16 protein-coding genes are annotated in these 25,040 nt (G+C 32.7%); 8 read left to right on the forward strand and 8 right to left on the reverse strand.

Annotated features, from left to right (window positions below):
• Complete coding sequence (locus tag ACJ6WR_RS12950) at positions 1–1,236, forward strand: DUF4374 domain-containing protein (RefSeq protein WP_409415452.1); 1,236 nt, start codon at positions 1–3, stop codon at positions 1,234–1,236.
• A gap of 197 nt (positions 1,237–1,433) precedes the next feature.
• A complete protein-coding gene (locus ACJ6WR_RS12955) occupies positions 1,434–2,606 on the forward strand; it encodes a PepSY-associated TM helix domain-containing protein (protein WP_409415453.1) in 1,173 nt (390 codons plus the stop codon).
• A gap of 428 nt (positions 2,607–3,034) precedes the next feature.
• On the opposite strand, the gene ACJ6WR_RS12960 is transcribed toward ACJ6WR_RS12955, so the two are convergent.
• The 3 genes from ACJ6WR_RS12960 to gldA all read right to left on the reverse strand — a co-directional run bounded on the left by ACJ6WR_RS12960 (position 3,035) and on the right by gldA (position 7,914).
• Complete coding sequence (locus ACJ6WR_RS12960) at positions 3,035–5,152, reverse strand: TonB-dependent receptor domain-containing protein (protein ID WP_409415454.1); 2,118 nt, start codon at positions 5,150–5,152, stop codon at positions 3,035–3,037.
• Between the two features lie 628 nt (positions 5,153–5,780).
• Positions 5,781–6,977 (reverse strand): DUF5018 domain-containing protein, encoded by a 1,197-nt coding sequence (locus tag ACJ6WR_RS12965; protein ID WP_409415455.1) that lies wholly within the window; start codon positions 6,975–6,977, stop codon positions 5,781–5,783.
• A 40-nt stretch (positions 6,978–7,017) separates the two neighbouring features.
• A complete protein-coding gene (gene gldA, locus ACJ6WR_RS12970; RefSeq protein WP_409415456.1) occupies positions 7,018–7,914 on the reverse strand; it encodes a gliding motility-associated ABC transporter ATP-binding subunit GldA in 897 nt (298 codons plus the stop codon).
• A 144-nt stretch (positions 7,915–8,058) separates the two neighbouring features.
• On the opposite strand from gldA, the gene ACJ6WR_RS12975 reads away from it, so the two are divergent.
• Entirely contained in the window at positions 8,059–8,640 is a 582-nt protein-coding gene (locus ACJ6WR_RS12975; protein WP_409415457.1) for an outer membrane beta-barrel protein, read from the forward strand.
• A 303-nt stretch (positions 8,641–8,943) separates the two neighbouring features.
• Here the strand turns inward: ACJ6WR_RS12975 and metE are convergent, their stop codons facing one another.
• Positions 8,944–11,265: a 5-methyltetrahydropteroyltriglutamate--homocysteine S-methyltransferase gene (gene metE / locus ACJ6WR_RS12980; protein WP_409415458.1), complete on the reverse strand. Its 2,322-nt coding sequence runs from the start codon at positions 11,263–11,265 to the stop codon at positions 8,944–8,946.
• A 156-nt stretch (positions 11,266–11,421) separates the two neighbouring features.
• On the opposite strand from metE, the gene ACJ6WR_RS12985 reads away from it, so the two are divergent.
• Together ACJ6WR_RS12985 and ACJ6WR_RS12990 are read left to right on the forward strand one after the other, a co-directional pair.
• Positions 11,422–11,883: an Lrp/AsnC family transcriptional regulator gene (locus ACJ6WR_RS12985; RefSeq protein WP_035619782.1), complete on the forward strand. Its 462-nt coding sequence runs from the start codon at positions 11,422–11,424 to the stop codon at positions 11,881–11,883.
• A gap of 106 nt (positions 11,884–11,989) precedes the next feature.
• Positions 11,990–13,336, forward strand: a complete 1,347-nt coding sequence (locus ACJ6WR_RS12990) for a deoxyguanosinetriphosphate triphosphohydrolase (RefSeq protein ID WP_039116928.1) — start codon at positions 11,990–11,992, stop codon at positions 13,334–13,336.
• 12 nt (positions 13,337–13,348) lie between these two features.
• On the opposite strand, the gene ACJ6WR_RS12995 is transcribed toward ACJ6WR_RS12990, so the two are convergent.
• Genes ACJ6WR_RS12995 through ACJ6WR_RS13005 form a run of 3 tightly spaced genes read right to left on the reverse strand, consistent with a single transcriptional unit; the run spans position 13,349 to position 17,080 of the window.
• Positions 13,349–14,344: a DUF3078 domain-containing protein gene (locus ACJ6WR_RS12995; protein WP_409415459.1), complete on the reverse strand. Its 996-nt coding sequence runs from the start codon at positions 14,342–14,344 to the stop codon at positions 13,349–13,351.
• A gap of 38 nt (positions 14,345–14,382) precedes the next feature.
• Positions 14,383–16,164, reverse strand: a complete 1,782-nt coding sequence (locus tag ACJ6WR_RS13000; protein WP_409415460.1) for a 1-deoxy-D-xylulose-5-phosphate synthase — start codon at positions 16,162–16,164, stop codon at positions 14,383–14,385.
• Between the two features lie 52 nt (positions 16,165–16,216).
• Positions 16,217–17,080, reverse strand: a complete 864-nt coding sequence (locus tag ACJ6WR_RS13005; protein ID WP_409415461.1) for a hypothetical protein — start codon at positions 17,078–17,080, stop codon at positions 16,217–16,219.
• Positions 17,081–17,141: 61 nt separating this feature from the next.
• Here ACJ6WR_RS13005 and ACJ6WR_RS13010 point away from each other — a divergent pair, with 61 nt between their 5' ends.
• Together ACJ6WR_RS13010 and ACJ6WR_RS13015 are read left to right on the forward strand one after the other, a co-directional pair.
• Positions 17,142–17,585, forward strand: a complete 444-nt coding sequence (locus tag ACJ6WR_RS13010; RefSeq protein ID WP_039112436.1) for a nucleoside deaminase — start codon at positions 17,142–17,144, stop codon at positions 17,583–17,585.
• 35 nt (positions 17,586–17,620) lie between these two features.
• On the forward strand, positions 17,621–18,253 hold the full coding sequence (locus ACJ6WR_RS13015; RefSeq protein WP_409415462.1) for a hypothetical protein: 633 nt from the start codon (positions 17,621–17,623) through the stop codon (positions 18,251–18,253).
• Positions 18,254–18,278: 25 nt separating this feature from the next.
• Here the strand turns inward: ACJ6WR_RS13015 and ACJ6WR_RS13020 are convergent, their stop codons facing one another.
• Positions 18,279–18,812 (reverse strand): hypothetical protein, encoded by a 534-nt coding sequence (locus ACJ6WR_RS13020; protein ID WP_123912050.1) that lies wholly within the window; start codon positions 18,810–18,812, stop codon positions 18,279–18,281.
• A 418-nt stretch (positions 18,813–19,230) separates the two neighbouring features.
• On the opposite strand from ACJ6WR_RS13020, the gene ACJ6WR_RS13025 reads away from it, so the two are divergent.
• On the forward strand, positions 19,231–24,912 hold the full coding sequence (locus ACJ6WR_RS13025) for an alpha-2-macroglobulin family protein (RefSeq protein WP_409415463.1): 5,682 nt from the start codon (positions 19,231–19,233) through the stop codon (positions 24,910–24,912).
• The last annotated feature ends 128 nt before the right edge of the window (positions 24,913–25,040 follow it).

Consider the following 25,040-nt stretch of genomic DNA (forward strand, 5'->3'; position numbering starts at 1 on the left):
ATGAAACGATTTATTAAACCCTCTTTTTATTTTCTATTTATTAGTACATTGATAATGGGTACAACTATTTCTTGTTCTAGTAATGATGATTCTGGAAGTGATTCAGCAGGTGCAAAAGCTGATTATGCGCTATGGTTGCAATTAGGGAGTTGGCCAAATACAACTCAGTACATTGTAGGAGTTGATGATTTAACTAAAGGGAGTGTTAGTTTGGTAGGTAATGGTGCCGAAGTTACAAGCAAGGCAGATTACGGAATTATTGCCAAAAATGGGTTTTATTACTATCCAAGTACAAGTTCTAATTTTGGTAAAATGACTAAATTCGAATTTAAGAACAATCGATTATCTGTTGTGTATGAAGTGCCTTTTACGTATCAAAAATCTATAAGTTGTTATGCATGGATTGATGACAACACGCTAGTATTGTTTGGAACGAATGGAGATGGAAGCAAAGTATTATATACCGTTGTAAATGCCACAACACTTTGGATAAAAAATGGAGAATTGGCATTGCCTGCGATTCCAGCGGGATATACTTCTTATAATCAAGGGAATATTCAATATTCAAACGGAAAACTATATGTAGCATTTTCTAATATGGCTATTTGGCCATCACTTGCTGAGGCAGGTATGAATATTGCCGTAGTAGATTATCCAAGTTTTGCTGTTGAAAAGGTTATTAAAAGCTCGGAAGCGGATGGTAATGGAGGATCTAATATGTGGATGCCAACTTCTTGTACTGATGAGTCTGGTGATGTTTATATGATGTTTTTTGCTGACTGGATGACTTCTAAAGATAGTCCAACAAAAATAGTTAGAATCAAAAAGGGTGAAACTACATTAGACTCTTCTTATAATTTTAACCTTGGTACTGCTTTAGGAGGAGAAACTGCTAGCGGACTTTGGTATGTTGGTAACGGTAAGGCTATTGCTAAATACATAGATTCAAAAATAGTAGCAGAAAATCCTTCTGGATTGTTTAATACTAAATTTGCTTTAATCGATATAGCTACAAGCTCAGTAATTAAAAAATTAGATTTACCTGCAGATAAAGGAAGCCAATTACAAAATGTAATTACATCTGATGGTAAAGTATTTATTCAGGTTAATGCTGAAACTACTAAAGATTATATCTGGGAAGTTAATACCACAACAGGTGCTGTAACTTCAGGAGTAGAAATTGTTGGAGGTTATGATTATATTTTACGTTTAGATAATTTGAAATCATCTAAGTAAAAACTCTAAGAGCTCTTGAAATTTTATTTTCATTTCGCTATTTTCTTTAATTGATTGCAATTGCTAAGCTTACACTTTAAGCTAATACAATTTTAATGGCTTGAGGAATTACTTAACTATAAATATTCCTCAAGCCATTTTTACTAATACATCTTTTTTGCCCATAAAAACTATTACATATTAAAATTATAATATCAATGAGTACTATTAAAAGCCGTTCGAATAAACCACCAAATAAAGGAAAATCACGTTTTAGTAAAATTAATGCATGGTTGCATTTATGGTTAGGACTCGCTTCGGGTATCGTTGTATTTATAATGGGAATTACAGGTTGTATTTTGGTTTTTGAGCAAGAAATCAAACATGCAACATCCTCTTGGCTTAATGTAGAAGCACAAGAATCAGAGAAAGTATTACCGCCCTCTAAGATATATCAAGCAGTAAGTAAAGCTTTGCCTAATAAAGAGATTCATGGTTTCTGGTACAATGGTTTAGATAAAACTATAAAAGTAGACATCGAATCGGATTCTTTAATTTATGTAAATCCTTATAATGGTAAGATTACCGGAATTGTAGATCACGAAGATTTTTTTCATATCATGGACGAAGGACATCGTTACTTATGGTTAGGTAGGGATATTGGTTCGCAAGTAACGGCTTGGGGAACGCTAATTTTTTTCTTTCTTCTTATAAGCGGACTTATTCTTTGGTTTCCAAAAAAATGGAACAAAACAACTAGAAATAGTAGTTTTAAGATAAAGTGGAATGCTAAGCTCAAGCGCTTAAATTATGATTTGCATAATGTAGTGGGATTCTACACTATTATATTAGCATTACTTATTTCGTTTACAGGATTATTAATGAGTTTTCATTGGCTAAGAGAAAGCACCTATTGGATAAGTGGAGGTTGGGCAGATGAAAAAGAGAAAAAAGAACAAGTTGTTACTGCCAAAAAAGATACTTTATCTAAAAAGCAATTAGACAAACTGGCTGCAGCCGATTTTATCTGGAACAAAGTACGTAAGGAAATTGCCAAAGAAAATACAGAAGCTGTTATCATTGATCTTCCACATGAGCCAGAAGATGATTTCTACGCTTGTACAGATATGAATAAAGGAGTTTGGAGGGATTTGTACTTTGATCAACAAACATTGGAATTAAAGCCTAATTCGCAGAAATATATTGATAACGAACGTTTCTCTAAATGGCTTATGCGATCTAATTATAGTTTGCATATAGGAGCTATTGGAGGAATACCAACTAAGATTTTATATTTCGTAGGTAGTTTGATATGTGCAAGTTTACCAGTTACAGGTTTTTATATTTGGTGGGGAAGAAAGAAAAAGCAAAAACCTACAGTTAAAATTTAATATTACCCATTTACATATTTTTAGTTAGTTAAAGTCTTTTGAAAGTATTCGTACTCTTCAAAAGACTTTTTTTATGTTTTAACTTAAATAAAATATTGAATTATTTTATCACGAAACAACCACAATATTGTCTTTCTGAGGAACGAAGAATCTCCGAAAGAAACTAACACAATGTATTTATTTCAAGTTTGTTGAGCTACTAATGGAGATTCTTCGTTCCTCAGAAAGACAAGTATGCGATAGCTATTCCGTAGGTTTTAGTATTGTTCCATTGCTTTGGATTTAGCTTGAAGCAATTCAGAAATCCATTTAATTTGTATTATCTGCATTCTATTTTAATACAAAGACTATGTTGATTACAAAACCATATATAACAAAGAAAGCCCATGAAATTTCACGGGCTTTCTTATTATAAAATGTAGCTTTTTTTAAATTCTGTAAGTAAAGGAAATTGTTGCTACACGGCTATCAAGATTATATCTTTTGTCAATGCTGGTTTGTCCGATAACCGAATTGATATTGTATTTATTGGTATTAAAAATATCGGTAACATTAAACTTTATACTGCCTTTGTTAGCAAGAACTTGTTTTGATAATCCGATGCTAAAATCAAAGAAACTATCTCTTTCGTAAATCCCAACATTCGATTTTGATTGATATTGTGCATTTGCTTCCGCTTTCCAAGTATCAGTAATTGTAAATGAGTTTTGAACACTTAAATTTAAGGTTACAATTGGGTCGATTGTATTGGTATTGATAATCTTTCCTTCAAATTTATTCTCAAAAACATTAAAGAGCGTGTTCACAGACCACCATTTATAAATATCGGTTGTATTGGTAATATTTACACCATAATTGTATGATTTATTGGCATTGATTTGTGAGGTAACCGTTGTATTATTGTCTGGATTGTAAACATATATTTCTGTAAAAACATCTTTGGTTTGATTAAAATATACCGAAGCCATAAAAGCACTTTTCCAAGAATATCCTATTTCTGATGTATGTGTAATTTCAGGAACCAGATTAGGATTACCTTGAGAATAATTGAACGAATCGTCATAAAAACGGAATGGATTCAAATCAAACTGACTCGGTCTGTTTATTCTCTTACTGTAAGAAGCATGCATAGAATGGTTACTACTCAATTCATATTTAAGCGAAAGACTAGGAAACCATTTTAAATAATCATCTTTATGTTTCTCGTTTAATGTCTTTTGGTTAATGTCAATTGCAGTATATTCAGTTCTTAAACCTCCCTGAATACTTAGTTTCTCTAAACGATATTTGTAATTAGCATAAGCAGCATAAATTTGCTCATCATATTCAAAATGATTAGTAGAATTAAGATCAACAATCCACTGATTGTTATCGTTGTATTCATACACCGATGGATTGTCATTGTTTTTGATGCTACCTTTTAAACCCCATTCCAAAGTCTGTTTTTCTTTAATTGGATTTGTAAAATCAACTTTTCCAGTAAAGACTCTCAATTGAGATGGAATATAACCTCTTCTGTCATTAATTGCAGTGCCTGGAATTTGATTTTGCGCACTTTGAAATTGATTAGATCTGAATTTTGAAGTTTCATATTCAAAATCAAAAGACATGTTTTTCCCTTCTGTATTAAACTTATGTACGCCAGAAAAAGCATAGGTATAGTCATACCACTTTTCTTTGCTGTCATTGTAAGTCAAAGCGTCAAATTGCAACTGATTTAAATTATTATATAGTGTATTCCCTCCATTAGCAATATTTTCATAGCGACCGATTTTTGCGTCAAGCGAAACTTCTAAATTTGTTTTAGAAGAAACCTCATATGTTGTTCCTACTTTGAAGTTGTTAGACGTAAGAGGTTCATTAGTTGTTGAATTTTGATAATTCTTTGTTGCAATTTCTTGTCTTGTAATATCAGTAAATTGAATTTGTTCAAAATTCTTGCGTTCCTCTTCACCTCTATAAGTGTAGCTGTAATTACCAAAGACTCCAAACTTATCTTTGTTGTAACTTAAATTCATTCCTGTATTGGTTCTGTTTTTTCTTCCTCTTCCATAACTAGAAAATACAGTTCCTTTTATTCCAGCACTACTTGGTTTCTTCAAAATAATATTAATCATTCCAGCTTTACCAGTGGCATCATATTTAGAAGAAGGATTAGTAATAACCTCAATTTGTTTGATATTAGATGAGGTTGTTGATTTTAAATAATTAGCAAGTTCCTTTTGCGAAAGCTGCGTTAATTTACCATTAATCATAACGCCAACGCCTTGTTGTCCTCTAATAGATAATTCTCCGTCCTGAGAGACTACAACACCTGGAGCACGCATTAAAACATCCAGCGCAGTTCCGCCTTCAGACACAATGCTATTTTCTACATTAAAAACCATTCTGTCTGATTTTTGAGTATATAGAACTTTCTTTTTTACGATTATAATTTCATCTAATGCGTTTATTGATGTTTCGATAATGCTGTCTTTTCCTTTTTCAGTTTGCGAATAGGCATAAACAGAAAATGCAAGCATAATTGATGTTATAATATTTTTCATATTATTTATTTTTAATTTTTGAAGAATAATAAAACGGCTTTAAAAGTTGATTAAGCCTTAAGAGTATAGTTTATCTATGATGATTGTGTTTTAAGAAATAGAAATTTTGGATAATAAAATAGAATCTTTAATAGGTAAGAAAATTATTTTATTCGAATGCTTTTTTGGGAGATAAAATATGCTGTTTATAAGCGTAGAAAGTAGCGTTTTTGTGGGGTAAAGTAAAAACATGATTGCCTGTTATTTGAAGTTTTTAAACTTCAAATATATAACTATTTATAACAAGTCTAAATAAAAATAAATTTAAATTTGTTCAGAAATGATAACTTACTGATAGTTAGTTGTTAGCAAGATAAGAGACGGTTTTATATTGTAAGATATGACTTGTTTATTCACTTAAATGTTGAGAATTTCTAAAAGCTATAATCTGCAAGAAAGTATTGATTTCGCTAGGTGTTGAATAGAAATGATGTTCAAGATACTTTTGGTTTAGCTTATAATGTAAATCACTTTTTTGAAATTTTAAAAGTTAATTTAACAGAGACAATTTTGTGCTTAGATATAATGATTGCACTATATTGAAAAGGCTCGTTTAATCAACGAGCCTCTTATTTAACTTGAGAAATATTTACTTAAAATCTAAAATTATAGAATCACCATATCTTCCATTATTATAAACACTAACTCGCGTACTTCTTGGAGATTGTTGTCCCATAAAAGAAGGGAACACTTGATATAAACTCATATAATATTTTAATGTTGTTTTTTCTGGATTTAATGTGACATGGTATTCTGTAAAATTGTATGTGTAGCCATTAGCAGGAATGCTAAGTCCTGGAATTAGATTTGTGCCAGTAAGGATTAATGTGTCCGAATAATTATATGAAGTTTGATTGGCTGATATAATTTTTGGAGCATTTTCAGCTAAGACATCAATAGTATAATTGGTTTCAGCTTTAATTTCTCCGTTCAATTTAACTCTTAATTTATAATTATTGGCGGTTAGTATTCTTTCATCAAATTTAAAATAAAAAGCAGTATGTATTTTATTTTCACTAGTGTAACTTACAGGATCAAAATAATTTAATAAATAAGAATTTTTATCATTTTCAAGATACAATTTATAATTTGAATCAGATAATAAATCTATATTACTTAATTGCCCTAATGAGACTGCTCTAATATAACATTTTGTGATAGTTGATGTAATTTCTGGTTTTACGATATGAACTTTGTAGACATTACTTGTACCATTTTGGGCAGTTACTGTATATTCTAGCCCAGAGGTAAAGTCTTGGCTGGTTTCTGCATCAGGTGATATTTTAGCTAAGGGTGAGATCGTTATTTTAGGAAAAATATTTGTAATATCTTTATATGTAGTAATATTAATCGATAAGCTGGTTTGGTCTATTATTCCTGTGAAAGTTTCATTATCAATATTGAATTTAAAATCAAGAATTTTCTTTTCATTTGATAAAGGAGTATTATTTGTGATGACGTTATAAATAACTTTGTTACCATTTTCAGCAGTAATTGTATATGTGATTTGCTTATTGAAATCTTGTGGGATTTTATCAGGAGAAATTGTTGCTTTTTCAGAAATTTCAATATCAGGAATTATTTGATTTTCTAATTCAATACCTTTTGTAGTTAGAGTGATTGTCTTTGCAACATCATCAATTTTGCCAATATAGATGTCACCCTTTAGAGACGTTAATTTAAATGTAAGGATTTTGTTTTCAGAACTTAATTTTTGGGAATCATCTTTTGAACAATTAAATAATAATAAAGTGGTAAGAAAAATTAATAGCGTTTTTATTTTCAATGTTTTGGGTTTTAGTTATAGTTTTTAATTTTTAGTTAAATTATTTAGTAATCTCTCTAAACACAGCTTCCAGATTTTTATTTTTTTGATTAAGCTGTAATGTCTTTAAACCGTTGGCAGTTGCAAAGTCAAAAATAGCTGGACGCATATCTTTTTCAGTGACAAATGTCAGTTCCCATGTCATGTCATGAGTATTTATATACGAAGAAATGTTTTCTAATCTTGCAATTAATTGTTCTTCAATTCTATAATCAAATTCTACTTCGATAACTTGTTCTTTATTCTCCGCGATTAATTTGTCAAGTTTTTTGTCAGTAACAATTTTTCCGTTGTTAATGATAATAACTCTGTCACAAATTGCCTCAACTTCTTGCATAATATGTGTCGATAAAAAAACAGTTTTATTTTTACCTACATTCTTAATTACGTTTCTGATTTCTATTAACTGATTAGGATCCAGACCAGTTGTTGGCTCGTCTAGAATTAAAACATCAGGATTGTGTAATAAAGCATTTGCCAAACCTACACGCTGACGATATCCTTTAGATAATTGTCCTATTTTTTTATGACTTTCGGCTGACAGTCCTGTCAGTTTTATGACTTCTTCAATTCTCGATTTTGGTACGTTATAAACATCAGCATTAAAAGCCAGATATTCACGAACGTACAAATCTAAATATAGCGGATTATGCTCTGGCAAATACCCAATAGATAGCTGTACTGCCTTGGTATCAGTCATGACATCATGACCGTTTACAAGGGCTGTACCCGAATCGGCTAGCAAATAAGTAGTTAAGATTTTCATCAAAGTTGATTTTCCTGCACCGTTTGGGCCAAGAAATCCAACGATTTCACCTTTTTCAATCGAAAATGAAATTTTATCTAATGCTTTTTGAGTACCGTAACTTTTTGATATGCTGTTTACTTCTATCGACATGACTTTTTTATTTGATGCAAAAGTAAACAGAAATCTGCTTGATTGCTAAATTTTTGGTCTTTAAAGAAATCATAAAAAAAACTTAAAGGCGAGCAGTAACGGCACTGTTATTGTTAAAAGAGTATTAAATTTAAAATATTACAAATGAAAAAAATGTTAGTTGTTATTGCATTAGCTGTAGTTAGCTTTGCAAATGCTCAAAAAGGAACAATCTTAGTTGGTGGAAACATCTCGTACACTTCTGAAAAATCAGAATTCAAATTTGGTGAAGAAAAATCAAATACTTTTAGCTTCTCTCCTAAAGTAGGTTACCAATTTAATGATAACTGGACAGTTGGGGGTGAATTTACAGTAGCATCATCTAATGTAGATAATGGAATTGAAGAAGTAAAAAACAATGCTTTCAAAATTGGAGCATTTGTACGTTACTCTGTGCCATTAAACCAAACTTTTTCTGTATTTGCTGATATGGGTGCAGGTTTTCAAAACGTAAAACATAAAGAATACGGACCTGGAAATGCTTACTCAAAATCTAAAGCAGATGGTATGTACGTAGGTGTAACTCCAGCTCTTTTCATTAACATGAAAAATGGTTTCGGTTTAAACTTTAATATTGGTGGTTTAGGTTATGAAACTTTAAGTTTTGATAATGATGGTCCTGATAACAGTAGATTCTTCTTTAATTTCGGTAAAGAAGTTGGTATTGGAATTTCTAAAAACTTCTAGTCTTAAATAGATTAAAATTTTAAAAGCATCCGTCATTGGCGGATGCTTTTTTTTATGCTTTAGATTAAAGTGTTTTGAAAATGAAATTTCTTATTTAGCCCCGATAGAAACGATATCCTGTTGTGGCGTTTTTTGCCACAATAGATATAGTGGATAGCGGGACAAAAGATGTTTTGAAAACTTAAATTATCTGCTTCAAAAAAATAGAGTCAACTAAAGTGAAATCGAAAATAATCATAACTACAAGAATTTCGACTTCACTAGTTGACATAAATAACAAAAAATAGATCTAAATAAAAATTATTAACTCACTGGGTTTTCAACAGCTGCTCTCATTTCCTGAGCTGCAGCAACCATCTCAATCAGGGCTTTTTTTGTTTCATCCCAATGACGGGTTTTTAAACCACAATCGGGATTTACCCATAACTGATCTACTGGAATAACAGCCGAAGCTTTTTCTAATAGTTTAACCATTTCCTGACTAGATGGTACGCGAGGCGAGTGAATATCGTAAACTCCAGGTCCAATTTCATTAGGATATTTAAAATCAGCAAAAGCATCTAGTAATTCCATTTGCGAACGCGAACATTCAATCGTGATAACGTCAGCATCCATATCGGCAATATTTTGGATAATGTCATTGAATTCGCTATAACACATATGTGTATGAATTTGAGTATCGTCTTTAACGCCACTTGCTGAAATACGGAAAGCTTTTACAGCCCAATCCAGGTAAGTTGCCCATTCTTCTTTACGCAATGGCAGTCCTTCGCGAATAGCAGGTTCATCAATTTGGATAATTTTAATTCCTGCATTTTCTAAATCTACAACCTCATCACGTATTGCCAATGCAATTTGAGTACAGGTTTGAGAGCGCGGCTGATCGTTACGAACAAATGACCATTGCAGAATAGTTACTGGACCAGTTAACATTCCTTTTACCCATTTAGGAGTTAGCGATTGCGCATATTCTGACCATTTTACAGTCATAGGGTTAGGTCTCGAAACATCACCATAAATTACAGGAGGTTTTACACAACGGCTACCATAACTTTGTACCCAACCATTTTTGGTAAAAGTAAATCCAGCTAATTGCTCACCAAAATATTCCACCATATCATTACGTTCAAACTCACCATGCACGAGAACATCAATGCCGGTTTCTTCCTGAAAACGAATAGTATCTTCGGTTTCTTTCTTGATTAAATCGTCGTATTGTTGTTGCGTTAATTCGCCTTTTTTAAATTTTGCTCTCCAGCTTCTTACTTCGGGAGTTTGCGGGAAAGAACCTATTGTTGTTGTAGGGAACAAAGGAAGATTTAAAGCATCGATTTGTTTTTTGCGTCGGATAGCAAAAGTATTTTTGCGTTTATCATCTCCTGTCGAAATACTTGCCACACGATTTTTAACCGATTCGTTATGGATTAATTTTGATGTTTTTCTGTTTTCGTTTGCTAAAGCATTTTCTGCAAATTGAATAGAGTTTTCTGTATCTATTTCTTTTGAAGCAAACTGTTTTAATAAAACAACTTCTTGTATTTTTTGTTTCGCAAAAGCCAACCATTGCTTAATTTCGGGAGTAAGCGTTTCGTTGTTTGTTTCTAACTCTAAATCGCAAGGACTGTGAATTAATGAACATGATGGAGCAATTAATATTCTGTTTTCGCCAAGAGCTTTAGTCGCTTTTTCGATAATTGCCAATGAATTTTTAAAATCATTTTTCCAGATGTTTCTTCCATCGACTAAACCAAGAGAAAGATTTACGTTTGGAGATAACTGATTTGATTCTAAAATATCATCTAATTGTAATGGACAACGAACTAAATCTAAATGTAAAGTATCAACTGGCAAGGCCAATGCTGTAGCTAAGTTTTCGCCAAAACAGTCGAAGTAATTAGCCAGAATGATTTTGATATTAGGAAAACGGTTGTTGATTTCAGTATATACTTTAGTAAAAGTGTTTCTTTCTTTATCGGTTAAGTTCAGCGCTAAGAATGGCTCGTCTAATTGAATATAAGTTGCATTTTCGGCTTCAAGCTTTGCAAATATTTCAAAATATACAGGAAGCAAAGCTTCGATAAGGTCAATTCGGTGAAAACCTTCTTCTTTTTCTTTTCCTAAAAGTAAGTAGGAGATAGGTCCGATAAGTACAGGTTTTGTAGCAATACCTAAATCATTTGCTTCTTTAAATTCATTGATTATTTTTTCTGAAAACAGAGTGAATTTTTGGTTTTTTGTAAATTCAGGAACAATGTAATGATAATTGGTATCAAACCATTTTGTCATTTCCATAGCAACAACATCTTGTCCGTTTTTTTGCGAACCTCTAGCCATTGCAAAATACAAATCGATAGAAGAATTAGTTCTTGCAAAATCATTATAACGTTCAGGAATTGCTCCTAAAGTCAATGTTAAATCCAGAACCTGATCGTAAAATGAGAAATCATTCGACGGAATTAAATCAATGCCAGATGCGGCTTGTAGTTGCCAGTTTTCTTTACGGATGTTTTTTCCGACAGCCAGAAGTTCTTCTGCCGAAATTTTATCTGCCCAGTATAATTCACTAGCTTTTTTTAATTCTCTGTTGCTGCCAATTCGAGGATAACCTAAATTATTTGTTTTCATTTTGTTTCAGTATTTTTTACTGAACAAATTTATCGCATTAGATTTTATAACTTATATTTGGCTTTTATTTAAGTAAATAAACTTTAATTAGTTCGTTTTTGAAGATTATAATACTGATTAATTCTTCTTAAGCGAACTCTAGCCGTAAAAATTACTATGGAAAATTTAGATAAAACCGATTTAGAGATCTTAAGACATCTTCAGGAGAACTCAAATATCAATACAAAAGACCTGGCAAGCAAATTATTCTTGACCGTTACACCTGTTTACGAACGCATAAAAAGATTAGAACGAGACGGATATATTACTAAATATGTAGCGCTGCTAGACAAGAAAAAAATGAATTGTGGAATGACAGTTTTCTGTAACGTTCGGTTAAAAGAACATGCAAAAAACGTAGGAAGCAATTTTGTAAAAGATATTGTGGCGCTTCCAGAAATTATAGAATGTTATAATATTGCGGGCGATTATGATTTTATGCTAAAAATCCTTGTTCAGGATATGACTAGTTATCAGGATTTTGTAATGAATAAATTATCTACCATAGAAAACATAGGTAATACAAACAGTATTTTTGTAATGGGAGAGATTAAACACAGTACAGCATTAGAGTTTTAATCATTATAAAGTACTGAAATAAAAATGTATTTTTGCCCTTCTAAATCTAATTCTATAGCCATCGGTGCTATAATCTAAAATCAACAATCTGAAATCTAAAATCACAATGAACTGGGAACAACTCTTATCACTAAAACGCCAAGGCGATACTAGCAAAAGATTACGTGTAGAACAAGATGATACGCGATTGGGATTTGAAGTAGATTATGACCGAATTATATTTTCAGCAGCTTTTAGAAGTTTACAAGATAAAACACAGGTAATTCCGCTTTCTAAAACAGATTTTGTACATACCCGATTAACGCATAGTTTAGAAGTTTCGGTAGTAGGACGTTCGTTAGGGCGTTTGGTAGGAAAAAAAATCATCGAAAAATATCCATACTTAAAAGAAGTTCACGGATATCATATGAATGATTTTGGAGCTATTGTTGCGGCGGCATCATTGGCACATGATATCGGGAATCCCCCATTTGGACATTCAGGAGAAAAAGCTATTGGAGAATATTTCTCTATAGGAAACGGACAACAGTATAAAGAGCATTTGACTGATAAAGAATGGCAGGATCTAATAGATTTTGAAGGTAATGCTAATGGATTTTCGGTTCTTACGGCAAGTCGTCCGGGAATAGAAGGAGGACTTCGTATTTCGTACGCTACACTTGGAGCTTTTATGAAATATCCGAAAGAGAGTTTGCCTAAAAAACCAACCAAAAATATAGCCGATAAAAAATATGGTTTCTTCCAGACCGATAAAGACTTTTTTAATAAAGTAGCTGTCGATATGGGAATGTTACCTAATAAATCGGGTAATGATATTGGTTTTGAAAGACATCCTTTAGCTTATTTAGTCGAAGCAGCAGATGATATTTGCTATACTATTATTGACTTTGAAGATGGAATAAATCTTGGGCTTGTTTCTGAGGATTATGCTTTAGAATACCTGATTAAATTGGTGAAAGATAATATAGGTGTTGCCAAATATAAAACACTTACTACCAAAGAAGATCGTATTAGTTATTTACGTGCACTAGCAATTGGAAGTTTAATAAACGATGCCGTTAAGGTTTTTGTTGATAACGAAGAAGCTATACTTGCAGGTAAATTTCCGTTTGCATTAATGGATAAAAGCCAGTACAAAGCACAAATGGATGATATTATAAATCTTAGTGTTCAAAACATCTACCAGAGTCGTGAAGTAATCGAAAAAGAAATAGTAGGGTATCAGATTATCCAAACACTACTAGATAAATTTATAACAGCTTTTAATAATAAATACGACGGAAAAGCATCTAACTATGATGCTTTGATTTTGAAAATGTTGCCAGAAAAGCATCATTTAGAAAAAGAAGGTTTGTATGAAAGATTGCTGCACATATGCCATTACGTTTCATTACTAACCGATGGAAATGCATTGGAATTATATGATACTATAAACGGAAGAAAAACAACGTAACAAATTAATTATCTAAAAGGCATATACTACACCAACTCCCAGAACTTGTTTTAGTTGTGCCTTTGGTCCTTCTGTGACTTGTTCCCCATTAACTTCTTTTTTTGATTTGATGTCATCATCGTACACAAAATGCAACCCCACATTTGCTTTTACATACTCATTTACAACTAAGTCTAAACGAGTAGCATAATCGATGTCGATATTTCCAAATCTGTTCAGGTAATCGGTATAAAGGCTAAGGCGGTTTTCAAAAAACATATTTTTGAAAATTTCATTTTTAGTATAACCAGTTAATAAAATACCAAATTCCGCTTTTATCTTTTGTCCCTCTTCAATCAGAATTTGTGTATTAGGATCTAGTGGGTCTGGTGCATAAACTGCTTTTTTAACACCAAAAGCTCCTTGATTTGCTAAAGTCTGATCTAATACCAAAGTGGTCTTTAGCGTAACTGGTGAGAAATAAAAGGTGCGATTCTTTTCTTTATTAGCGTTTTCAGCTCCAGCTCCTAAGAATACATATGCTGGAGCAAAAAGTTTCGAAATTGGGTTTTCTGTATTTGGATAGGAATATCCATTAGTGAATTGAGAATTTAAATTAAATTTTGCCGAATAATACCAATTTGTGAGACTGTCTTTTCTAAAACCATAAGTAGAGTTAAATAGGAAAGCATCATCGGTTTTTCGTAATTCAATTCCGTCTTGTTTGTTTAAACCATATTTTAAAAGAAGCTCATTTGCCCATTTATGATTACCATTAGTATATACTCTCGAAAATTCTCCTTTAAAAAGTCCAGAAATAGAACTAGTACCCCCGGCACTCCAGTTGACAAATGCAATTTGAGTAAGATCAAATCCTAATTTATTTTTTTTAGCCCAATTAGATGTAGTGTCTTCTAATTGAGTTTGAATTTCAGGTACCAATTGCGTCTGAATTTTAGAATTCTGAGCGAAATTTTTAGAAGAACAAAATATAAGAAGTACTAAAATAGATAAACGGAATAATTTCATTATGGCATTTTTTGTTTGGGTCCGCAAAATAATTATTTTTAACCAACAGAAAAAAGATTTTCTAAACTTTTAACGTCAATATTGCATAATTGTTGCAATTCGGTAACAGTTCCATGCTCAATAAATGTGTCTGGAATTCCTAGTATTTGTATTTTAGTATTGTAATTATGTAATGCCGAAAATTCTAAAATAGCAGTTCCAAAACCACCATTTACAGCACCATCTTCGATAGTAATTATGGATGAGTATTTACTGAAAATAGAATGTAGTAGTTTGTTATCTAATGGTTTAATGAAAGGAAAGTCGTAATGAGCAATAGTATTTGGATTGCCAATATTTGCTAGTGCAGTTATTACGTTGTTTCCAATAGTTCCAGTAGATAAAACAGCGGTTTTACTACCATCTTTAAGGCAAGTTGCAGCTCCAATTTCGATTGTAGCATAATTCTTAAAATAATTCTTTTGCCAATCGGTAATAACGCCGCGACCTCTAGGATATCGAATTGCGATAGGATGATTTAATCCCAGTTGAGCAGTATATAAAATATTCTGTAATGCTATCTCGTTAAGTGGAGCGTAAATTATTAGGTTAGGAATACAACGCAAATAAGCAATATCAAAAACGCCATGATGTGTAGCGCCATCTTCTCCAACCAAGCCAGCTCTGTCCAGACAAAAGATAACTGGTAAATCTTGTAATGCGACATCATGTATCACTTGGTCGTATGCACGTTGCAAAAAAGTTGAATATATATTGCAAAAAACAATCATTCCCTGAGTTGCCATTCCAGCAGCAAGTGTTACCGCATGTTGCTCGGCAATACCTACATCAAAGGCGCGTTTTGGGAAAGCATCCATCATAAATTTAAGCGAACTTCCAGATGGCATTGCAGGAGTAATACCAACAATTTTTTCGTTCTTTTGGGCTAAATCCAAAATGGTTAAACCAAATACATCCTGATATTTTGGCGGAAGGTTGTCTTCTATCTTAGGAATGATTTCTCCAGTTGAAGCATTAAATTTTCCAGGAGCGTGATATTGAACCTGATTTTCTTCGGCTTGTTGTAATCCTTTTCCTTTGGTAGTAACAATATGCAGGAATTTAGGACCTTTTATATTTTTTAATCGTTTTAATTCTTTTATTAAAGCAAAGATATCATGACCATCGATAGGACCCGAATAATCAAAATTCAATGATTTAATCATGTTATTCTTCTTCGGATTTTTTCCTTCTTTTACAGCAGTGAGATATTTTTTAAGCGCACCTACACTTGGGTCAATCCCAATTGCGTTGTCGTTTAAGATTACCAATAAATTAGCATCGGTCACTCCGGCATGATTTAAACCTTCAAAAGCCATTCCCGATGCAATGGAAGCATCGCCAATTACAGCTATATGATGTTTGTCAAAATCGCCTTTTAAGTTAGATGCAATTGCCATTCCCAATGCTGCCGAAATAGAAGTAGAAGAATGGCCTACGCCAAAAGTATCATAGTTACTTTCGGCTCTTTTTGGGAAACCAGAAATCCCGTTAAGCTGACGATTGGTATGGAAAATCTCTCTTCTTTCGGTCAGGATTTTATGTCCGTAAGCCTGATGTCCTACATCCCAAACCAATAAATCATCTGGAGTATTAAACACGTAATGCAAGGCAATAGTAAGTTCAGTAACACCAAGACTTGCGCCCAAATGGCCTTCTTTTACAGAAACAATATCAATAATAAAATCACGTAATTCCTGAGCCACTTGAGGTAGTTGCGCTTCGGGAAGTAAGCGTAAATCGGCGGGATTGTATATGTTGGGGAGTAAATTGCTTTTCATTGTAAGGTAAAAAGCAAATTTACGGTTTTAAATTTAAATTTTACCTGAGATATCATTCCAATACAATTGGTAAGGAATATTGCATTCTTATTTTTTTTCCGTTAGATTCTCCCGGTTCCCATTTTGGTGATAAACTTAAAACTCTAATGATTTCGTTTTCTATTGTTTTATCAATAGCTGGTACAGATTGAAGATATGATAAAGTTCCGTTTTCTTCTACTGCAAAAGAGATTCTGATTTTAAGATTTTTGGTATTTGTATTTTCTGGCATTTTAAATTCATTTTCAAAAAAAGTATAAAATGGGTCAATACCCCCAGGAAATTCTGCATTTATATGTATTACCGCGCCAGTAGTAAATACGGAATCATCTTCTTTAATTTGCTTTGAAGATTGTGTTTTACCTTTAGTGGTTTTACTGTGACTTATAGGAACTGGTTTTACAAATTTAACCTGATTAATTTTTGGAGGCGGTGGAGGCGGAATCTGAGTTGATTCATTTCCACTAACTTTAATATCGCCAACCATAACTCTTTGGTCAGTTGAGGAATCTTTAACAACTTCTATTTTATCAATTTTTTGGTTGTCTCCGTTCTTATCTTGGCAACTAAACAATGTTGTACCCATGGCAATAAACAAAGCCAATAAAAACATTTTATGATATTGAGTCTGCTTGTATAAAACTTCAGTAGGAATTTGAATTGTTACATTTTCTAATTGAGAGTTTTTGAATCTTCCGCAAACACTTTTGTTTTTATTTGCAATAAAAAAATGCTGCACTTCATCAGGTAGCATTCTTGTGAAATCAACTACAGTTTTAGAGCAGCTAATGCAAAAACGACCATTTTCGGCAGGCGTCATTTTATCCCAGTTTTCGTGGCAAGGCTCAGGAATACTTATTTTATGTTTTGTTGGCATAATTTGAATATCAAAAAATAAATGTAATAAAAATTACTTCTTAAAAATGTATTTTTGTTTTATGATAGATATTTTTACCGACGAGTATTTTATGAAAAAGGCTTTGCAAGAAGCAGAAATGGCATTTGATAAAGATGAAATTCCTGTTGGAGCCATTATTGTAATTGACAATAAAGTCATTGCAAGAAGCCATAATTTAACCGAATTATTAAATGATGTTACGGCTCATGCCGAAATGCAAGCGATAACAGCTGCTGCTAATTTTTTAGGCGGGAAATATCTAAAAGACTGTACGCTTTATGTAACATTAGAACCTTGCCAGATGTGTGCAGGTGCTTTATATTGGAGTCAGATTTCTAAAATTGTTTTTGGAGCAAGTGATGAACATCGAGGTTACGAAAAAATGGGAACACAACTACATCCTAAAACTGTTGTTGTTCGTGGTGTTATGGCAAATGAAGCTTCGGATTTAATGAAACGTTTCTTTGCTAAAAGGCGAAGATAATTCTGTCGCCGTTTCATTCTTATTAAAAAGTTATTATGACTGATTTTTCAATAATAAAAAAACTATTTCATATTACAGAACCTGATGGTTTTACTAATGATGAAATTCAAATTGTTAAAAATATCTTCGGGCAACTTCCTGAGGTATTTGTTGATTACTATAGTGAATTAGGTAAGATTCAAAGCTTAAATCAAACGCAAGATTTGCTAATTATACCAGAGCGATTTCAATATTATAAACAGAATGATTATTTGATATTTTATTCTGAAAACCAAAGAGCATGTGTTTGGGGAATTCATAAAGATGATTTGTCAAAATCGAATCCGCCTGTTTTTATGAGTGCCGATGGAAAAGAATGGAACTTGGAAACAGAAACCTTAACGGAATTTTTTACTGCAATGGCTTTTCTTCAGGCTGGTTTTGCATTAGAATTTCCATGCAATACATTTTATGAATTAGAACAACATGAGCTAGATTTTGTTGTTGAAAATTACCGAAATAAAGGAGTTTCATTTAGGCAATGGCTTGAAGGAATAAATTTTTATGGGAAATATGAGGATGATGTAATTATAATTATGGCTAATAATCAGCTGTTTTATGCAGCAAATACAAAAGAGCATTTTGCAGAATTAGAGAATGTATTGTCTAAGCTTGGTGTAGAGTTTTAAAAGTTATAAATAAAGATATCTTCGTTTAATACAGATAAGTCATGTAAACACATACGAATATCATAAATGAATTAAAACAAATTATGTTGTAAAATGTGTTTTCAGAAAAGCCCTTTTTCGAGAGAAGTATTCTCAAACTTATAGCTATGGAAATAAGTAGTACACCACAAAAGTAAAACTGAATCCCGTTACTACTTAAATCATTATGAAGAAGATCGGTGTAATCATTCTTATTAGATCTTACTTTAGTTACAGATTTAAATAACAAAGAATACTCAAGTTCGATATCATTCTCCTTAATATCATCATTGGTAGTCGAAAAAGTAAAACCTTTCTGTGTGTAATAATGAACAGAAACTTTTTGAGGTTTAGATCCATAACTACCTCTCATAGAGCTTCTCACTACACGATGTGTTATTGCATCCGTTGTTTTTGAGGTTGGTAGAACATAATAATCCGTAAAACACAACAAAATAATAAAAGTTACTACCATCAGGAGGTATACGATAACTGATTTATTTTTTATAATAAATTCATTTTCTGTAGAATATTTATTCAAGCTATTTTATTTTTCCTTAATTAAAATTAGCGAAATATACTACATTTAATAATTGGTTTTCCATAACTTTTAATAAAATTTATTCATCATCATTGGAGTGATTTATTTTTAAAAGCAATTGAAAATTAGATATTTAAATTAGCATCTAAAATATATTTTCAGCCTAAATAAGCCAAATGAATAATACATTAAGCTTTTTTATTTTTAATGCAAAAAATGTAAACTATTGGTTATCATTGTTTAAAATAGATATTGCTTTATTTTATAGAATTTTATGCTTACTTTCTTCTTGAAAGTAATTAAAATTTACAGTACTTTTATTACATATAATGAGCAATTAAGGAATCAGGGTTTTGATTGTGAAGTGCTATGATCTTTATATACGATATTATTTTGTAACCATTAATTATATACTCAATTGAAAGCAAGAGGATTAGTTTACGCGTTGTTTGTGTTTTTTATTTTTCAGGGTTGTGGCAGGAAATCTGCTGCCGATTTCAATTCTGATTTTTCATTGTTCAAAGAATATATAACGAGTTTTACAGGTGGGATAGTTTCATCTCAATCGGATATACGCGTTGTTTTGGCTTTTGAAAAAAAGGAGTGGAAAGTAAATGAAGTTTTAGATAATGACTTATTCGATATTTCTCCAAGTGTCGATGGTAAAGTTGTAGCGCTCTCGAGTAATACAATTGCCTTTATCCCCGAAAAAAAGTTAAAACCCGGAACCGAATATCAGGTAACACTAAATTTAGATAAACTAATTACGCTTCCTAAAAAAGGAGATGATGATAAGGATCTTTCTAAATTCAACTTTACTGTTAAAACCGTTAAGCAGGATTTTATCGTAAATACACTAGATGTTCAATCCTATAGTAAAGAATATCAGTATCTAAATTGTGTGTTAAAAACAGCCGATGTTATAGATTTAGAGACAGCAAAGAAGTTAGTTATGGCGAGTCATAACGGAAAAGATCTTACTATTAAATTTGATAAAGCAGCAAGTTCAGGAAAAGAATTTAAGTTTATCATAGATAGTATTCAGCGTTTATCTGACGTAAGTAATCTTGAAATTTCTTATGATGGAAGTGATTTTGACATTGATCAAAAAGGAAAAATGGATTTCCCGATAACATCAATAAATGAGTTTAAAATTATTAAAGTCGAAATTCCAGATGAAAACAATCAATCTGTATTAATTAATTTCTCAGAACCATTAGAGAAAGGACAGGATTTTAAAGGATTGGTAGCTATACAAAATACAAATAATTTAAAATTCTCAACACAAGGAAATACGCTAAAAGTTTATTTTAGTAACGAAAAGCCAGTTGAAGAAGTGGTACATGACGTTGCTGTTGCAGTTGTTGATACAGCAAGTGTAGCTGTAGACTCAACGAGTGTAAGTGTAGATAGTGCTGCGGTAGCTGTTGAAGCTGCGGCTGAAGAAGTCGCAGAACCAGAACCAGTATCTGATCAAACAGTAACAGGCGAGTTATTATTAGAAGTTTTTCAAGGGATAGAAAGTCAGTATGGTCGAAAAATGGCAGAGAATTATTCAGAGAAGATTTCCTTTGACCAAATAAAACCAAACATTCGTTTTATTAAAAACGGAACAATTTTGCCAAGTTCTAATAATTTAAAACTGAATTTTGAAGCAGTAAACCTTGGAGCGGTAGATGTAAAAGTTTATAAGATTTATAAAAATAACATATTACAATTTCTTCAAAACAATGAATTAAATGGAGCTCAGAACTTAAAACGAGTTGCACAGCCTGTTGCTAAAACAACGCTTAATCTTAAAGATAATACATTAGTTAATCCGACGAAGTGGAATACTTATGCATTAGATTTATCTAAAATTATAACTCCAGAACCAGGAGCAATTTATAGAGTAGAGTTCTCGTACAAGAGAGCATATTCTTTATATAAATGCGAAACTTCTGAACCAGATACAGATCAAACCGAAGAGGAAGAAGATGTAGATGAAAATGATGTGAACTACAGCGGTAATTCGTATGACGACTATTATTATGATGATTACGAATGGAGAGAAAGTCAGGATCCTTGTACAGGTTCATATTATTACAATGCCAAAATAGGAACAAATATTTTAGCTTCAGATTTAGGTGTGATTGCTAAACGAGGAGAGAATAAATCGTATTTATTTGTAGTAAATAATATAATCACAACAGAACCAGTTTCGAATGCAAGAGTAGATTTATATAGTTTTCAACAACAAAAACTAGCAACAGCGGCAACAAGCAGTGAAGGAATTGCTTCTTTTCAGTTAGATAAATTTGCTTATTTTGCTATTGTTACTTTAGGAACGCAATCGACTTATGTGAAACTTGATGATGGAAATTCATTGTCAGTAAGTAATTTTGATGTTGCAGGCGAGACTTTGCAAAAAGGATTAAAAGGATTTATTTACGGCGAACGTGGCGTTTGGCGTCCGGGAGATAATTTGTATTTGTCATTTATACTTAATGATGCTGCAAATAAACTACCAAAAGCGCATCCGATAAAATTTAGATTAACTGATCCTAACGGAAAAGTTACGTATCAAACCGTACAAAAAACCAATGACTTAAACCATTATGCGTTTACAGTTCCTACAGATACAGAAGCTCCTACGGGAAATTGGGAAGCAATGGTAAGCGTTGGTGGAGCCAAATATTATAAGAGCATAAAAATTGAGACGATTAAACCGAATCGTTTAAAAATTAAAAATACTTTTAGGAGAGCAATTTTATCTTCGTCTTACCCAAACACAAGTAATCTGGAAGTTACATGGCTTCATGGCGCTATTGCTAAAAATCTGAATGTAGAGATGCAGGCAAAATTCTCGCAACAAAGCACGACTTTTAAAGGCTATGACAAATTTGTTTTTGACGATTTAGTACGACAATTTAGTACTGAAGAAATTAATATATTTTCAGGTAAACTAGACGCTAACGGAAAAGCATCTGTAAATATAGAACCTAAATTACAAGGGCAGGCACCGGGAATGCTAAAAGCAGCTTTTATTACTAAAGTGTATGAAGAAGGTGGAGATTTTAGTACCGATGTTATCTCGACAACTTATTCTCCATATAATACTTATGTGGGAGTAAAATCGCCAGAACCTACTAAATACGGAATGCTGGAAACCCGTAAGCAAAACCGATTTGATATTGTTACTGTTGATGAAAACGGAAGGCCAAAATCTGTAAGAAACCTTGAGGTAAAAGTGTATAAAACAGAATGGCGCTGGTGGTGGGATGCTTCGAGTGATAATTTATCCAATTATAATTCGTCGAATGCGACAACATCATATAAAACATTTATTGTAAATACAGATTCAAGCGGAAAAGGTAGTTTCCAATTTGCTTTGACAGATGAAGAATGGGGACGTTACTTAATTCGTGTTTCGGATGAGATTGGCGGACACGCATCGGCATTAACTGTAAATATTGACTGGCCAATATGGTCTGGAAAAACAAGAAACACGGATGCTTCTACAGCTAATATGCTTGTTTTTTCTACAGATAAAAAGAATTACGCAGTAGGCGAAAAAGCGCAAATATCTTTCCCGTCAAGCGAAGGAGGACGCGCTTTGGTATCTATAGAAAATGGTTCGAAAGTAGTACAGACACTTTGGGTGAAAACCCAAAAAGGAGAAACTAAAGTCGAAGTTCCGATTACAGGAGCAATGGCGCCAAATGTGTATTTCAATATTACACTTTTACAGCCGCATGCATCGACTAAGAATGATTCACCAATTCGTATGTACGGAATCGTTCCTATCGAAGTAATTGATAAAACTACGATTCTTGCGCCAAGCATTGCAATGCCTGATGTGCTAAAACCGGAGCAAACGTTTCCTATAAAAGTAAGCGAGAAATCAGGAAAAGATATGACTTATACAATCGCAGTTGTCGATGAAGGCTTACTTGATTTAACCCGATTTAAAACGCCAAACGCTTGGGATAGTTTTTATGTACGTGAAGCTTTGGGCGTAAAAACATGGGATGTATATGATGATGTTATTGGAGCGTATGGCGGAAAAGTAAATCAGATTTTCAGTATTGGTGGAGATCAGGATTTAGGTGGTGGAAAAGCGAAGAAAGCAAATCGCTTTAAACCAGTTGTTATTTATCTTGGACCATTTAAATTAGGAAAAGGTGAAACGAAAACACATCAGGTAAAATTGCCTAAATACATTGGTTCAGTGCGAACAATGATTGTAGCGGGTGATGCGAATACAAGTGCTTACGGAAGTGTCGAGAAAGCAACTCCAGTACGTAGTCCGTTAATGGTATTGGCTTCATTGCCTAGAAAAATTTCTCCATCAGAAAAAGTAACACTTCCTGTTACAATTTTTGCAATGGAAAAACACATCAAAAACGTTACTGTGCAAATAAAAACAAGCAATGGTTTAAGAGTTGTGGGAAGTTCAGCCCAAAGATTAACATTTGCTCAGCCAGATGAAAAAATGGCTTATTTTAATCTGGAAGTTGGAGGTGCAACCGGAATTGCCAAAGTACAAGTTATTGCTACATCAGGAACTGAGAAGTCAGTTTATGATGTCGAAATAGATATGACGAATCCAAATCCTGTAACGAATACTTTTACAGATGTTATTTTAGAGCCTAACAGTTCTAAGACAATTGTATGGAAAACATTCGGAGTTTCGGGAAGTAATAAAGCGAAACTGGAAGTATCGTCGATGCCAACGATTAACTTAAACGGACGTTTACAGTTTCTTATTCAGTATCCGCATGGTTGCGTTGAGCAAACAACTTCATCCGTATTTCCACAGTTATTTTTAAATGATGTTGCCGATATTGATGCAACACGCCAACAACTTATCCAAAAGAATGTTACGGCAGGAATTACAAGATTAGGAAGTTTCCAATTGTCAAACGGTGGTCTTTCATACTGGCAAGGAAATTCAATTGCCGATGATTGGGGAAGTTCATACGCTGGACATTTTATGATCGAAGCAGAGAAGAAAGGATATGTTTTACCAATTAATTTTAAATCAAAATGGCTTTCTTATCAACAAAGAGAGGCAAAACAATGGCGATTTGAACCACGTTACGGAAATGATATGGCACAAGCGTATCGTTTGTACACATTGGCTTTGGCAGGTTCGTCTGATTTGTCTTCGATGAACAGATTACGAGAAACCAAGGGAATCTCTAACGAAAGTAAATTACGATTGGCTGCGGCTTATGTTTTAGCAGGTCAAAAAAGTGCTGCTTCGAGTTTGTTATTAAGTAGTACAATCGATGACGAATCGTCTAATTATAATTATTATTACTATGGTTCAAGCGATAGAAATCGTGCGATGGCTCTGGAAACAATGTTACTATTAGGACAGAAACAAAAAGCATTTACGATGGCTACAAAACTGGCTAAAAGTATGGCAAGTGATCGATGGATGAGCACGCAAACTACGGCTTATTCGTTGTATGCAATGTCTAAATTCTCATTAAACAATGGTGTTAAAGGAATAGATGTACAGTTTAGCAAAGACGGAAAAAGCCAGGTTATAAAAACTTCAAAAACAGTTGCCGACAGAAGTTTAGTAGTTAAAACTGGTACAAATAGTATCACTTTAAAAAATAATAAAAAGAACACCATTTATGTTCGAGTATTAAATACTGGAATTTTACCAATAGGACAGGAAAATGTAGTTCAGAGTGATGTATCTGTTGGTATAGTTTTCAAAAACAGAAAAGGCGGAGTAATTAATGTTTCAAAGATTACTCAAGGAACAGAGTTTATTGCTGAGGTGACCGTTAGAAACCAAAGAAATGAGTGTGTAGAAAATGTAGCATTATCACAAATTTTACCTTCAGGATTCGAAATTGTAAATACTCGTTTTACCGATTATGGAGATGCAACTAATAATGTTGCCGATTATATTGATATTCGTGATGATAGAACAAATTTCTATTTCGGATTAAAAGCCGGTGAAACCAAAGTCTTTAAAATCCTATTGAACGCATCTTATCTTGGGAATTATTATTTACCAGGATTGCAATGCGAAGCAATGTATGATAATACGTTCTTAGCGAGAACAAAAGGATTTTGGGTTGAGGTTGTCAAATAAAAAATGGACCACGGATTGTACGGATTAAACTGATTCGCACAGATTTTGGGTTGAGGTGGTGAAGTAAAGTTTCTCGCAGATTTAACAGATCTGGCAGATAGAAAAAATCTGCAGAATCAGCTAAATCT

Source organism: Flavobacterium sp. PS2, from assembly GCF_046250155.1.
Lineage (GTDB): Bacteria > Bacteroidota > Bacteroidia > Flavobacteriales > Flavobacteriaceae > Flavobacterium.